A 12,832-nucleotide genomic window follows, 5' to 3' on the forward strand; every position below is an offset into this window, starting at 1 on the left:
ACTCGGGCGGTCAGGCGATCAGGCGCACATTCGACAGCAGGCGTCAGCGCTCGCCGGCATCATCATGCCAGCGGTCTCCACGGCCTCGCGGGCGGTCAGGAGATTCGCGGTGACGGTCATGCGGCTCAGTATCCCCGAGCCGCCGGAAGACCGTCAAGTCAGGGCAGGCTCAGCCCACCGTGCCGTACAGGCGGTCACCGGCATCGCCGAGGCCCGGCACGATGTAGCCCTTCTCGTTGAGCTTCTCGTCGAGCGCGCCGAGCACGATCGTGACGTCGCGGCCCGCCGTCGCCTTCTCGATCATCTCCAGGCCCTCGGGCGCGCCCAGGATGCACACCGCGGTCACGTCGTCGGCGCCTCGCTCGAACAGGAACTCGATCGCGGCCAGCAGCGAGCCACCGGTCGCGAGCATGGGGTCGAGCACGAAGCACTGCCGACCCTCGAGGTGGTCGGGAAGCCGCTCGGCATACACGCTCGGCTCGAGCGTGTCGTGGTCGCGCACCATCCCGAGGAAGCCGACCTCAGCGCTCGGCACCAGCTTGACCATGCCCTCGAGCATGCCGAGACCCGCGCGCAAGATCGGCACGATGAGCGGCCGCGGCTCGCTGATGGCGAGGCCCACCGTCTGCGCGACCGGAGTCTGGATCGTCACCTCGTGCGTGCGCACGTGCCGTGTGGCCTCGTAGGCCAGCAGGGTCACCAGCTCTTCGGTGAGGGCCCGGAACGTGGCCGACGGAGTGGTCTGATCGCGCAGCACCGTCAGCTTGTGCGTGATCAGCGGGTGGTCGGCAACGTGGACTCGCATAGGCTCAATCTAACGGAAGGGCGGGTCATGACGACGGTCACCGAGAGCGATCGCGCGGCGATGGCCGCGGCGCTCGTCGAGGCCCGCGCCGCCCTCGCCAGCGACGACGTGCCGGTCGGTGCGATCGTGCTCGACGAGGCGGGGGCGATCATCGGCCGCGGCCGCAACGAGCGCGAGAAGGGCGCTGACCCCACCGCGCACGCCGAGGTGGTCGCGCTACGACAGGCGGCGGCGTCGCGGGGCGACTGGCAGCTGAGCGGATGCACGCTCGTCGTCACCCTCGAACCGTGCGTGCTCTGCGCGGGTGCGATCCTGGCCGCGCGCATCGACCGCGTCGTGTTCGGCGCGTGGGACGAGAAGGCCGGAGCCGCGGGTAGCGTGGTCGACCTGCTGCGCGAGCGGCGGCTGCCGCACCGCGTGGGCGAGGTGGTCGGCGGGGTCGACGAGCAGGAGTGCGCATCCCTGCTCGCCGCGTTCTTCAGCGCTCGGCGCTGAGCCGCGCCTCGCCGACAGCGGGGGTGGTGGCGAGCCCCGGCTCGATGAAGATGACCCGGGCGCTGGGCACGGCGGCCCGCACCGCGCGCTCGAGCTCGTCGATCGCCGCGGTGACCTGCTCGAGCGTCGCTCCGGCACGGAAGGCCACCTTGGCGGCCACGAGCAGCTCCTCCGGGCCGAGGTGCAGCGTCTTCATGTGCACGAGCGCGACGACGAGATCATGGGCGCGCAGGGCGTCGCGGATGGCGGCGGCGTCATCGGCCGTGGCGCCCTCGCCGACCAGCAGGCTCTTCGTCTCGATGCCGAGCACGATCGCCACGAGCACGAGGAGGGCGCCGATGAGGATCGTGCCGATGGCGTCCCACACCGGATCGCCGGTCAGCACGGTGAGCCCCACGCCGGCCAGCGCGAACGTCAGGCCCAGCAGCGCGGCGACGTCTTCCATGAGCACGACGGGCAGCTCGGGCGCCTTCGCGCGGCGGATGAACGCCATCCAGCTCTGGCCCCCGCGCACGTGGTTCGACTCGCGCACCGCCGTGCGCAGCGAGTAGGTCTCGAGCCCGATGGCGATCAGCAGCACGGTGATGGGCAGCCAGGCGTTCTCGATCGGGTGCGGTTCGCCGAGCTTCAGCACGCCCTCGTACAGCGAGAACATGCCGCCGACCGAGAAGAGGATGATCGCGACGACGAACGCGGAGACGTAGCGTTCGCGCCCGTACCCGAAGGGATGCTCCTGATCGGCCGCGCGCCGGGACCGGCGCTGCCCGACCAGCAGCAGCACCTGGTTGCCGGCATCGGCGACGGAGTGCACGCTCTCGGCGAGCATGGCGCTCGAGCCGGAGACGAGGTAGGCGATGAACTTCGTGGCGGCGATGCCGGTGTTGGCGAGCAGCGCCGCGATGATGGCGCGCGCACCGCCCGAGGCGCTCATCGGCGCCTCGGGCGGTGCGCGCGCGTGCCGATCACCAGAAGACGGCGAGGGCGATGTTGACGAGCGCGAGGCCGCCGGCGGCGTGGAAGAAGGGCAGCAGCTCACGGCCGCCGCCGCCCTGAGCCTTGCGCTGCTTGAGGAAGCCGAGGAGGGCCGCGACGAAGATGACGGTCGCGATGGTCAGCTTCACGCCGATCTTCGCGTAGTTGAGCGGCCCCTCGTCCTCTCCCATCTCGGCGAGACCGGTCAGCAGGATGCCCGTGACCAGCTGCGTGATCGCGCCGCCGAGCACAACCGGGAACGCGTACTGCCCCTTCCAGCGGGCCTGCATGAGGAACGGGCCGACGATCGCGGCGAGGCCGATGAAGTGGCCGACGAGGATGACGGAGTGGAGGATGTCCATGGCGGTGAACCCTTCGGGTGATCGGGGCGCGTCTGTGCGCTCGTCGCCAGGCTATCGGCGCGCGGCCAAGAACGAGCTCAGTTCGCGCCGCGGATGACGAACACGTCGGTGGGCGGATTCGCGTCGTCGCGCGGCCCCGCGACCACGGGCTCGAGCACGACCGCGCTCGCTTCCGGGGCGATCGCGCGGATCTCCGTGCGCGCCACCTCGAGAAGGGCCACCACCTCGCCGTTCGGGGTGCTGGGGCCGAAGCCGAGACGCGCGGTCACGAGCAGGCCGCCGGCGGCCAGCGGATGCACCCCGACCGACTCGACCGTCTGGATGCCGGCCGTCGCCAGCAGCACCTCCTGGATCGCCGCTGCCTGCATGCCGGCCTCCTCGTGCGTCGCTCGTCGGAACGGTGGGCGCCCTCCAACCTACACTCGACGTGTGAACGCCTCCCTCCCCGCCGTCGCCATCATCGGAACCGGGTCGATGGGCGGCGCCATCCTCGCTGGCCTCCGCGCGCCGGGCGTCCGGCTCCCTGGCCTCCGCGCGACGACACGCTCTGAGGCCTCGGCCGCCGCGCTGCGCGCGAACGGCGTCGAGGCGCGGGCGACCGAGCACGACAGCGCCGCCAACACCTGGGCGGTGTCGGATGCGGGGCTCGTGCTGCTGGGCGTGAAGCCCGCGCAGATCACGACGGTGCTGGCCGAGCTGGCCCCGAGCCTGCGCCCCGACGCGCTCGTGGTGAGCGTCGCCGCGGGCATCACGACCGCGGCCATGGAGGACGTCGTGCCGAACCCCGTCGTGCGCGCGATGCCGAACACGCCCGCGCTGATCGGTCGCGGCGTCACGGGCATCGCGGGTGGAGCGCGGGCGACGGCCGCGCACCTCGCGCTCGCCGACGACCTCTTCCGCACCGTGGGCACGGTCGTCGAGCTGCCCGAGGCGCAGATCGACGCCCTCTCGACGATCAGCGGCTCCGGCCCGGCCTACGTCTTCCTGCTCATCGAGGAGCTCACCCGCGCGGCGGAGGCGATGGGCTTCGAGCCCGACGTCGCGGCGCTGCTCGTGCAGCAGACCTTCTCGGGCGCGGCCCTGCTGCTCGAGGCGACCGGCGAGGAGCCGGCCGAGCTTCGGCGTCGCGTCACGAGCCCCAAGGGCACCACCGAGCGGGCGATCGCCGTGCTGCAGGAGGCGCAGCTCGCCACCGTGTTCGAGCGGGCCGCGCGTGCCGCACAGGAACGTGCACGGGAACTGGCCGCCGGGGCATAGACGCCGTATAGGAATGTCATAGGGTCGGCGCGCACCGTTGCGTCGTCGATCCGCCGACCGAGGCGGGTCCCCGACACGAGGGAGTGCCCCATGGCCACCAACGACCCCACCACCAGCGCCTCCGCCGACAGTGCGGGATCCACGCCCGACGCCGCGCCCGCGGCCGCACCCGCGCGTGGCGGAGCGGGCCGCGCGCTCGCGATCACCGGCATCGCCGTCGGCTCGGTGCTGACCCTCGGGCTCACCTTCGCCGGCGGCGTCGCCCTCGGGCAGGCCCTGCCCGGCGGCCCCGGCGACCGCGGCCCCGCCATCGCCCAGGCCGGTGAGCTGCTGCGCGGCCCGCACGGCGAGCGCAGCGGCGAGCGCGTCGAGCAGCGGATCGAGCAGCGCATGGACGAGCGGATGAACGAGCGCATGGACGAGCGCATGGACGAGCGCCAGGAGCAGCGCGACGAGCTGCGCGCCCAGTTCGAGCAATGGCTGCAGGAGCAGGGCATCGAGCCGGGCGCTCCCGCGACGCCCGCGCCCTAGCCCCGCATCCGTCGCCGGGGCGGCATCGGCCGGTTCAGCTGTCGAGCGACGCGAACCGGTCGATGTCGCGCTCGGTGCCCGACACGATGATGAGGTCGTGGTTCGACACCACGGTCTGCTCGGTGGCGTAGGTGAAGGGCTTGCCCGGGCTCTTCACGCCGACGACCGTGATGTTGTACTTCGAGCGCACCTTCGACTCGGTCAGCGACAGCCCGCGGATCGGCTTCGGCGGGTACATCTTCACCAGCACGAAGTCGTCGTCGAACTCGATGAAGTCGATCATGCGGCCCGAGACCAGGTGGGCGACGCGCTCGCCGGCCTCCGCCTCCGGGTAGATCACGTGGTTCGCGCCGATGCGGGCGAGGATCTTGCCGTGCGACTGGCTGATGGCCTTCGACCAGATCTGCGGGATCTTGAGGTCGACGAGGTTCGCCGTGATCAGCACGCTCGACTCGATCGACGAGCCCGTCGCGACGACGGCGATGCTGAACTCGTCGGCGCCGATCTGGCGGAGGGCATCCAGCGACCGGGCGTCGGCCTGCACCGCGTGGGTGACCCGCTCGGCCCACTTCTGCACGAGCGCCGGGTCCTCATCGACGGCGAGCACCTCGCGGCCGAGCCTCTGCAGCTGCCCCGCGGTCGCCGCGCCGAACCGACCGAGGCCGATCACGAGCACGGGAGCGTCGTGGCGGATTCTCTCAACCAACGATGGGCCTCTCTTCTGCCCGGCGGAACAGCTGCCGGCGCTGACTGGCGGCGAGGGCCGCGGCGAGGGTCACTGTACCAACGCGACCCGCCCACATGGTGGCCGCGAGCACGTACTTCGCCGCATCCGGGAGCTCGTTGCTGGTGAGCCCCGTCGACAGGCCGCAGGTGGCGAAGGCGGAGATCACGTCGAACAGCACGTAGTCGAGCGGCGCCTTCGTGATGTGCAGCACGAGCACCGACGCGGTGGCGACGATCGTCGCGCCCCACAGCACGATGCTGACCGCGAGGCGCAGCACGTCGGTGGGGATCCGGCGCCCGAAGGCCTCCATGTCGTCGACCCCGCGCGCCTCGGCCACGGCCGCGAAGAACAGCACCGCCAGCGTGGTCACCTTGATGCCGCCGGCGGTGGATGCGGAGCCGCCGCCGACGAACATCAGCATGTCGAGCACGAGCAGGGTCGACCCGTTCATCTCGCCGATGTCGACGGTCGACAGGCCGCCCGACCGGGACATGATCGAGGTGAAGACCGCCGTCATCGGGCGTACCGGGCCGTCCTGCGCGCCGAGCGTGGCGGGGTTCGTCCACTCGAGCACGGCGATGACGAGGCCGCCGAACGCGATGAGGATCAGCGTGGTCCAGAGCGTGATGCGCGCGTGCAGGGTCAGGCGTGCGCGGGTGCGCAGCCAGCGGCCGAGCGCGAAGATCACCGGGAAGCCGATCGCGCCGAGGAACACCGCGATGGAGAGCACCGAGAGCATCCACGGGTCGGCCGCGAAGCGCTCCATGCCGGGCGCGAAGGGCACGAAACCGGTGTTGGTGAAGGCGGAGAGCGCGAGGTAGAAGCCCTGCCAGATCGCCGTCCAGGGGTCGAAGCCCTCGATCAGCAGCCGCGGGACGATGAGGGCGGTGATGGCCAGCTCGATGACGATCGCGCTCGCCGCGACGGTGAACAGCAGGCCGCCGATCTCGCCCAGCCGCACCGCCTGCGACTCGGAGACCGGGCCGCCGTGCACGCGCGCGGCGTTGGTGTCGCTCGCGGCGATCAGCTTGGCGCGCAGGCCGATGCGGCGCGCGACGACGAGGCCCAGGATGCTCGCCATCGTCAACACGCCGATGCCGCCGACCTGCATCGCGAGGATGATGACGATGTTGCCGAACGGCGACCAGTGGGTGGCCATGTCGACGGTCGTGAGACCGGTCACGCAGATCGCCGAGACGGCCGTGAAGAGCGCGTCGGCGAGCGGGGTGCCGCCCGTGCCGCTGCCGGCCCGGGCGATCGGCAGGGTGAGCAGCAGGGTCGTGATGAGGATGAGGATCGTGAAGATGAGGATCGCGAACCGCGCGGGCGATGCCATCGCCGACTCGGAGAGGGTGCTCCAGGCGCGGCGGAACGGGTTCACGCTGCCTTCGCCGTTGTTGCCGCGGATGCGGGTGCTCGTGGACATCGACGCTCCTCACCGGCCCGCAGACCGCGAGTCATGGTACTCCCGGCCGCGGCTGACTAGCCTGGTGCCATGGCCGACATCTTCGACGTGATCGCCGACTCCACCCGTCGGGAGCTGCTGCAGCACCTGCTCGATGCCTCGCTGCGCGGCGACAACGGCACGGGCGAGCTGAGCGTGAGCGAGCTCGTCGACCGCATGGATGCGACCCAGCCCACCGTGTCGAAGCACCTGAAGGTGCTGCGTGACCACGGGCTGGTCTCGGTGCGCGAGGAGGGCCAGCACCGCTACTATGCCGTCGAGCCGGGGCCGTTGGAGGAGGTCGAGGACTGGATCATCCCCTTCCTCAGCGCCGACTTCGACGCCGAGGCGGAGGCGGGCGCGGCGGTCTTCGCCGCCTGGGCTGGCACCGACGTGACCTCGGCCGGCAGCACCGTCGGCCGAGTCGCGGCCGATGCCTCGCACCAGGCGCGGACCCTCATCGAGGGCGCCCAGGAGCGGCTGCACGATGTGCAGGAGAAGCTGCAGGACGTCCAGGATGCGGTGGCCAAGCGCCTGCCCTGGAAGCACTCCGAGGGCGACCGCTGACGACGGCCCGATGACCCCTACTCAGGCGTCTTTACAGCAGTCACACCAGCCCCTACAGTGAACTCTTGGCACACGCGCCACCCGGGTGCGGTGCGCACACTCGACAGGATTGGCTGCCCATGGGCCGGGATCTCTCCGACGTTCGGTTCCTCACCGTCGCCGAAGTCGCCGACATGATGCGCGTCTCCACCATGACCGTGTACCGCATGGTCCACGCCGGGGAACTCCCGGCCATCCGCTTCGGCCGCAGCTTCCGCATCCCCGAGTCGGCCGTCGCCTCGGCCATCCAGACCCCCATCGCCGACGTCGGCTAGACGTCCGGTAGACTCGCTCGGTACATCGCACGGTCCTGAACGGGCCGTTCTCCCGTTCCAGACCACGATCAGAGGATTGTCATGGGTTCAGTCATCAAGAAGCGCCGCAAGCGGATGGCCAAGAAGAAGCACCGCAAGCTGCTGCGCAAGACGCGTCACCAGCGTCGCAACAAGAAGTAGGGGCACGCCCCGCCGCGAGGCGCTCGACCGGCTGGTCGGGCGCCTTCTGCGTTGCGGGCGGCGGATGCTCAGGGCCGCGCGTGCAGCATCGGCCAGCCGCGCGCCCGCGCGTAGCGCTCGAGCGCCGCATCGGGGTTGACGACGGTGCGATGCCCGACCAGCTCGAGCAGCGGGATGTCGTTGCGCGAGTCGCTGTACGCCCAGCAGTCGGCGAGCCGCACGCCCTTCTCGGCCGCGAGCGCGGCCGCGGCGTCGGCCTTGTGCGCTCCGTGCATGACGGGGCCGAGCAGTCGCCCGGTGAACACGCCGTCGACGCTCTCGATGCGCGAGCCGATCGCGCCGGTCAGCCCCAGGCGCTCGGCCATGATCGTCGCGAAGCCCTCGGGGGTGGCGGTGATCAGCCAGACCTCGTGCCCGCGCGCGAGGTGCCGCTGGGCGAGGGCGACCGTGTCGGGCAGCAGCAGGTGCACGACCCGGTCGTCGTAGGTCTCGGCGGCGAGCAGCGCGAGCTCCGCCTCCGTGTGCCCGGCCACCAGCTCGAGCGCCCGATCGCGCACCGTCAGCTGGTGCTTCTGGTTCTCGCCGACGGCGATGAAGCGTGCCTGGTGCCAGCCGAAGCGCAGGATGTCGCGCCAGCCCACGAAGCCGCGTCGCCACGCGGCGCGCCCCAAGTGGTAGATGCTCGCCCCGCGCATGAGCGTGTTGTCCACGTCGAAGAAGGCGATCACCGGGGTGTGGTCATCGCGGGGGTCGCCGGTGACGGGGGAGGACATCCCGACAAGCTTAGGCAGGTTGCGGCGGGGCGCGGTGCCTAGGCTGGGGGCGTGACGACCGTGACGCTCATCGGCAAGCCGGGCTGCCACCTGTGCGAGGACGCCCGCGCGGTGGTCGACGCCGTGCTGGCCGAGTTCCCGGGGGTCGGGATGCTCGAGCGGAGCATCCTCGACGACCCCGCCCTGCACGAGCGCTACTGGGACGAGATTCCCGTGGTGATGATCGACGACGCGGTGCACACGATCTACCGGGTCGACGCCGATCGGTTGCGGGCGGCGCTCGCCGCCGCACAGGCCTGACGAAGGAGCCCCCGATGTGCGGACGCTATGCCAACACCAAGAGCGGTGAGGAGCTCGGCCGCTACTTCGAGGCGGACGAGGTCGACGAGGTGCGCCTGCCGCCGAGCTGGAACATCGCGCCCACCCAGCAGGTGCCGATCGTCGTCGACCGGCTCCCCAAGGACGATCCCGACGGGATGCCCTCCCGGCTGGTCACCGCCGCGCGCTGGTCGCTCGTGCCGCGGTGGGCGACCGAGCTCGCCTCGCCGTACCCGACGTTCAACGCGCGCAGCGAGACCGTGCACGAGAAGAGCACCTTCACGGGGGCGCTTGTGCGGTCCCGGGCGATCCTGCCCGCCGACGGCTACTACGAGTGGCATACCGTCGGAGACGGGGCGAAGGGCACCGTGAAGACGCCCCATTACATCCACGACCCCGTCGAGGGCGAGCTGGCCTTCGCCGGGCTGTACTCGTGGTGGCGCGCCCCCGTCGCCGAGGGGCAGCCGCCGTCGCCGTGGGTGCTGACGGCGACGATGCTGACGCGGGCTGCCCACGGGCCCGCGGCGAGCATCCACGATCGCGCCCCGGTGATGCTGCCGCGCGAGGTCTGGGACGAGTGGCTCGACCCGACCGTGGAGGGCGACCAGGACCTCGTCACGATGGTCGTGCACGAGAGCGAGCAGGTGCTCGAGCGGCTCGAGCTCCACCCGGTCGCGCCGCTGAAGGGCGACGGGCCCGAGCTCATCGTGCCGCTCGGCTGAGCCGCCGGGGCACCGCGCGGGCAGCTAGCTGTAGTTCCTAGGGACGTTGTTCATGCCGCCGCGAGGACGGTCATGGGCGCCTTGTGGCCGAGGGAACCGTGGGGTCGCTGAGTGTTGTAGTAGCGCACCCATTCTGGCAGCACCGCTCGTCGGTGGTCACTGTCGCGGTAGGTCGCCGCGTACGCCCATTCCCGCAACAGCGTCTGGATGAACCGTTCGGCCTTGCCGTTCGTGCGCGGCCGGTACGGGCGCGTGCGAATATGCACCAGCCCCACCTCGGCGCACGTTGCCGCCCACAGCCGGGAGACATACGCGGACCCGTTGTCGGTCATCACCTCCTGCACGATCACGCCATGCCGGGCGAACCACGCGATCGCGCGGTGCAGGAACCCGACCGTGGTCGCAGCCGTCTGGTCAGGCAACACCTCCACGTAAGACAGTCGGGTCGCATCATCGACGGCGACATGCACCGCCTCCCAACCGGCTTTCCGACTGCGTCGGTCTGCTCCCTGGCCGAGGGCGCGTTTGCCGGGGCGGCGGAAGCGGCCCAACGTCTTGATGTCCAGGTGGATCAGCTCCCCGGCATGGCGACGGCAATACCGGTTCGCCGGCTCGACGGGCTCCAACTTCGACAGTCGGTTCAACCCGACGCGGGCCAGCACCGCGCAGACTGTCGAGACCGCCATCTGCAGGATCGCAGCGATCGTGGACGCCGTTTTGCGCAGTGTTCGCAGGCGCACGATGGCCGCTTCAACACTGGCTGGGGTCTTCTTCGGGGACGACTTCGGCCGTGACGACCGGTCAGCGAGGGTTTCGCCGGCATCGAACCGGGCCAACCATTCGTAGGCGCGACGTTCGCTGATCCCGCCCGCGAAGGCCGCGTCGGCGACCTTCCAGTTCAGCTCGCGAACGCGTCGACACAGCAGTCGTCGACCTTCAACAGACAAACGGGCATTAGCGTGAAGCTCCATCGGGCTCCTTCAGGTGAGAGCGACTAGACACCCTCAAGCCTGGAGGAGCCCGACCTGAACAACGTCCCTAGGAACTACAGCTAGCACTGCCCCCACAGGCCGAGGCCGTCGCGCTGGGCAGCCCGCTCGGCGGCCTGCAGGTCGCTCCAGTACCGGTCGTTCGGCTCGAACAGCACGGCCGTGCCGGCGCCCTGTGCCACCAGCTCGTAGTTGATGAGGATGCCGTCCTGCGTGAAGAGGTACATCAGCTCGCGGTCGTACTGGTCGCGCTCGTCGCGGTCGTAGGTGTAGCCGAGGGTGCTGCCGGGCGGGGCGAGCGCCGTGAGGGCATCCGTCGCCTCGGGGCCGAAGCATTCGACATCGGGGTAGACCTCGGGGGTGTCGACGCCGATCAGGCGCACCCGGAGCTCCTGCCCCTCGACCTCGAGCCGCAGGGTGTCGCCGTCGGTGATCGCGGCCACGGTGCCCGTGCCGTCGAGCGCGACCCCGGTCGGCCCCTCGAAACCGTCGCCCGGGCCGTACCCCGCCTCGCCGCGCGTGCCCGAGTCGAGGCAGCCGTCGACCGAGCCGATGAGGCCGATGAGCCCGACGACGACGAGAGGGCGCGCGATCGGACGCAGGACGGACAGCATGCTGTGAGGCTACCCGGCGACCCCTGACAGCCGGTGCGCGCGGGGTTAGCCTGGTGTCGTTCGGCAGCACCGGCGGCGAAGGAGCACCATGGCAGCAGCGTCGAGCGGGTCGGGCGGGCTCGACCCGCGGTACCCCGAGGCCTTCCAGCGCGGCGGCGCAGCGAGCGCTCCCGTCGTCGACGACCCGGCCGTCGTGCGCGGAGCGGCACCGGCCGCGGGGCGGATGCCCGCCGCCCGCCGCGCGGATCGCCCCAGCCCGACCACCCCGATCGCCGCGTCGGCGCCCGTCGACGGCGTCTCGGACGGCATTCCCAGCGAGGTCGAGCCCGGCGACGTGCGCTACGCCGAGCTGGTCGTGGCCGGCAACCCCTGGCTGCGCACCCTCTGGGTGATCGGCGGCATCGCCATCGTCGCGGGATTCGCGCTCACCATCTACGCCGAGCTCGCGTTCAGCGCCGCCACCTCGGGCATCTACGACCCAAGCGTCTACATCGTGCCGCGCATCGCGGAGGCGCTCGCGCAGCCGCTCGTCATTGCCGGCGTGCTGGCGCTGGTCGCGGAGACCGCGCTGCAGATCGTCGCCTGGCGTCCCAGCGCGGCGCGCGCTGTGCCCCGCGACTGACCCGGCGCCGCCGCGTCGGTCGGCCTTGCCGCCGCGGCGCTTGTCTTGTCGTCGCGGCACCTGTCCCGCCCCTGCGGCGGTTGACGCCGCCTGCTGCGATCCGCAGTCGACAGCTGGGGGCACCTGCGCGCTCCTTCCAGAACTGCGGATGGACCTGAACGCGACTCGCTTCCATCCGCAGATCTGGAAGGTTGATCGAAAGGTAGCCCGGAAGGGGACATGGAGGGCAACCCGGAAGGGGACATGGAGGGCAACCCGGAAGGGGACATGGAGCGCAACCCGGAAGGGGACATGGAGCGCAACTCCGAGGGCTCAGGCGGCTCAGCGCCGGCTGCTCAGCGCTGGCAGTTCGGGCAGAACCACGTGATGCGCTCGGTGAGCGCGTCGTCGCCGAGCAGGCCGCGGGCGATCGGCGTGCCGCAGCGGCGGCAGGGGCGGCCGTCGCGGTGCGCGACGTAGAGCCGCTGACCCTTGCGGGTGTCGCCCGTCGTCGTGCGCTCGTCGCGATGCCGGTTGGCGCGGATCAGCCGCACCCCGAGGTCGAGGGCGGCGGCGACGTCGACCTCGCCCGCGGGCGTCTCGGGGCGCACGCCGCGCAGGAAGAGCAGCTCGTTCCGGTAGTCGTTGCCGAAGCCGGCGACGCAGCGCTGGTCGAGCAGGGCCAACCCGATCGGCCGCGCCGGGTCAGCCATCAGCCGCCGCAGGGCCTCATCACGATCGAAGTCGTCGGCCAGCGGGTCGGGGCCGAGGTGGCCGACGACCTCGTGCTCCGCATCCCGCGCCACGAGGTCGAGCTCGCCGAGCGCGAAGCCGACCGCCTGCCAGGGATCGCCCGAGATCGCGGTCGTCTCGAGCACCATGCGGGCCTCGAAGGCGGGCCGCCGCCAGCGCTCGCCGCGGCGCATGAGGTGCCAGGCGCCCTCCATCTTCAGGTGCGAGTGCACGGTCACGTCGCCGACGCGCATGAGCAGGTGCTTGCCGCGCGCGACCACCTCGTCGACGACCGCGCCGCGCAGGTCGGCGGTCGCGAAGCGCGGCACGCGCACGTCGCTGCGCAGCACCGTCTGGCCGGCGAGTGCGGCGTGCAGGCGGTCGGCCGCGCGGTGCACGGTGTCGCCCTCAGGCATGGGTGACCTCCCT

19 protein-coding genes are annotated in these 12,832 nt (G+C 71.4%); 9 read left to right on the forward strand and 10 right to left on the reverse strand.

Going from position 1 to position 12,832, the window contains the following annotated elements:
• Window positions 1-169 precede the first annotated feature (169 nt).
• Window positions 170-805 carry a uracil phosphoribosyltransferase gene (gene upp, locus BJ959_RS06660; RefSeq protein WP_153983113.1) on the reverse strand — a complete coding sequence of 212 codons (636 nt, stop codon included), beginning with the start codon at window positions 803-805 and terminating at the stop codon, window positions 170-172.
• Window positions 806-832: 27 nt separating this feature from the next.
• On the opposite strand from upp, the gene BJ959_RS06665 reads away from it, so the two are divergent.
• A complete protein-coding gene (locus BJ959_RS06665; protein ID WP_243739087.1) occupies window positions 833-1,300 on the forward strand; it encodes a nucleoside deaminase in 468 nt (155 codons plus the stop codon).
• Here BJ959_RS06665 and BJ959_RS06670 read toward each other — a convergent pair.
• The 3 genes from BJ959_RS06670 to BJ959_RS06680 all read right to left on the reverse strand — a co-directional run bounded on the left by BJ959_RS06670 (window position 1,284) and on the right by BJ959_RS06680 (window position 3,002).
• Window positions 1,284-2,231 carry a cation diffusion facilitator family transporter gene (locus BJ959_RS06670; RefSeq protein ID WP_153983114.1) on the reverse strand — a complete coding sequence of 316 codons (948 nt, stop codon included), beginning with the start codon at window positions 2,229-2,231 and terminating at the stop codon, window positions 1,284-1,286. The two genes, BJ959_RS06665 and BJ959_RS06670, sit on opposite strands and share 17 nt — an antisense overlap.
• A gap of 31 nt (window positions 2,232-2,262) precedes the next feature.
• The gene (locus BJ959_RS06675) at window positions 2,263-2,634 is read right to left on the reverse strand and encodes a hypothetical protein (RefSeq protein WP_153983115.1); all 372 of its coding nucleotides are present in this window, start codon (window positions 2,632-2,634) and stop codon (window positions 2,263-2,265) included.
• 77 nt (window positions 2,635-2,711) lie between these two features.
• Window positions 2,712-3,002, reverse strand: coding sequence for a hypothetical protein (locus BJ959_RS06680; protein ID WP_153983116.1), 291 nt, complete (start codon window positions 3,000-3,002; stop codon window positions 2,712-2,714).
• Window positions 3,003-3,063: 61 nt separating this feature from the next.
• On the opposite strand from BJ959_RS06680, the gene proC reads away from it, so the two are divergent.
• Both proC and BJ959_RS06690 read left to right on the forward strand, forming a co-directional pair.
• Window positions 3,064-3,891, forward strand: coding sequence for a pyrroline-5-carboxylate reductase (proC, locus tag BJ959_RS06685; protein ID WP_165879070.1), 828 nt, complete (start codon window positions 3,064-3,066; stop codon window positions 3,889-3,891).
• Window positions 3,892-3,981: 90 nt separating this feature from the next.
• On the forward strand, window positions 3,982-4,422 hold the full coding sequence (locus tag BJ959_RS06690) for a hypothetical protein (RefSeq protein WP_153983118.1): 441 nt from the start codon (window positions 3,982-3,984) through the stop codon (window positions 4,420-4,422).
• A gap of 34 nt (window positions 4,423-4,456) precedes the next feature.
• Here BJ959_RS06690 and BJ959_RS06695 read toward each other — a convergent pair whose 3' ends face one another.
• A complete protein-coding gene (locus BJ959_RS06695) occupies window positions 4,457-5,128 on the reverse strand; it encodes a potassium channel family protein (RefSeq protein WP_153983119.1) in 672 nt (223 codons plus the stop codon).
• Complete coding sequence (locus BJ959_RS06700; protein WP_183321914.1) at window positions 5,121-6,575, reverse strand: TrkH family potassium uptake protein; 1,455 nt, start codon at window positions 6,573-6,575, stop codon at window positions 5,121-5,123. Before BJ959_RS06700 ends, BJ959_RS06695 begins: the two co-directional genes overlap by 8 nt.
• Before the next feature lie 69 nt (window positions 6,576-6,644).
• On the opposite strand from BJ959_RS06700, the gene BJ959_RS06705 reads away from it, so the two are divergent.
• The 3 genes from BJ959_RS06705 to BJ959_RS06715 all read left to right on the forward strand — a co-directional run bounded on the left by BJ959_RS06705 (window position 6,645) and on the right by BJ959_RS06715 (window position 7,654).
• The gene (locus BJ959_RS06705; RefSeq protein ID WP_153983120.1) at window positions 6,645-7,160 is read left to right on the forward strand and encodes an ArsR/SmtB family transcription factor; all 516 of its coding nucleotides are present in this window, start codon (window positions 6,645-6,647) and stop codon (window positions 7,158-7,160) included.
• A gap of 119 nt (window positions 7,161-7,279) precedes the next feature.
• On the forward strand, window positions 7,280-7,474 hold the full coding sequence (locus BJ959_RS06710; RefSeq protein WP_153983121.1) for a helix-turn-helix domain-containing protein: 195 nt from the start codon (window positions 7,280-7,282) through the stop codon (window positions 7,472-7,474).
• A gap of 81 nt (window positions 7,475-7,555) precedes the next feature.
• Entirely contained in the window at window positions 7,556-7,654 is a 99-nt protein-coding gene (locus BJ959_RS06715) for a 30S ribosomal protein bS22 (RefSeq protein ID WP_003792170.1), read from the forward strand.
• 68 nt (window positions 7,655-7,722) lie between these two features.
• Here BJ959_RS06715 and BJ959_RS06720 read toward each other — a convergent pair whose 3' ends face one another.
• Window positions 7,723-8,427, reverse strand: a complete 705-nt coding sequence (locus tag BJ959_RS06720; protein ID WP_153983122.1) for an HAD family hydrolase — start codon at window positions 8,425-8,427, stop codon at window positions 7,723-7,725.
• 51 nt (window positions 8,428-8,478) lie between these two features.
• On the opposite strand from BJ959_RS06720, the gene BJ959_RS06725 reads away from it, so the two are divergent.
• Both BJ959_RS06725 and BJ959_RS06730 read left to right on the forward strand, forming a co-directional pair.
• On the forward strand, window positions 8,479-8,727 hold the full coding sequence (locus tag BJ959_RS06725) for a glutaredoxin family protein (protein ID WP_153983123.1): 249 nt from the start codon (window positions 8,479-8,481) through the stop codon (window positions 8,725-8,727).
• Between the two features lie 14 nt (window positions 8,728-8,741).
• A complete protein-coding gene (locus BJ959_RS06730) occupies window positions 8,742-9,467 on the forward strand; it encodes an SOS response-associated peptidase (RefSeq protein WP_153983124.1) in 726 nt (241 codons plus the stop codon).
• Window positions 9,468-9,517: 50 nt separating this feature from the next.
• On the opposite strand, the gene BJ959_RS06735 is transcribed toward BJ959_RS06730, so the two are convergent.
• Window positions 9,518-10,438 carry an IS481 family transposase gene (locus BJ959_RS06735; RefSeq protein ID WP_183321834.1) on the reverse strand — a complete coding sequence of 307 codons (921 nt, stop codon included), beginning with the start codon at window positions 10,436-10,438 and terminating at the stop codon, window positions 9,518-9,520.
• Between the two features lie 80 nt (window positions 10,439-10,518).
• Window positions 10,519-11,070, reverse strand: a complete 552-nt coding sequence (locus tag BJ959_RS06740) for a thermonuclease family protein (RefSeq protein WP_153983076.1) — start codon at window positions 11,068-11,070, stop codon at window positions 10,519-10,521.
• 88 nt (window positions 11,071-11,158) lie between these two features.
• Here BJ959_RS06740 and BJ959_RS06745 point away from each other — a divergent pair, with 88 nt between their 5' ends.
• Window positions 11,159-11,692 carry a hypothetical protein gene (locus BJ959_RS06745; protein ID WP_153983075.1) on the forward strand — a complete coding sequence of 178 codons (534 nt, stop codon included), beginning with the start codon at window positions 11,159-11,161 and terminating at the stop codon, window positions 11,690-11,692.
• Window positions 11,693-12,027: 335 nt separating this feature from the next.
• Here the strand turns inward: BJ959_RS06745 and BJ959_RS06750 are convergent, their stop codons facing one another.
• Window positions 12,028-12,819 (reverse strand): DNA-formamidopyrimidine glycosylase family protein, encoded by a 792-nt coding sequence (locus BJ959_RS06750; protein WP_153983074.1) that lies wholly within the window; start codon window positions 12,817-12,819, stop codon window positions 12,028-12,030.
• Window positions 12,820-12,832 lie beyond the last annotated feature (13 nt).

It is taken from the genome of Microcella frigidaquae (assembly GCF_014200395.1).
Classification (GTDB): Bacteria; Actinomycetota; Actinomycetes; order Actinomycetales; family Microbacteriaceae; genus Microcella; species Microcella frigidaquae.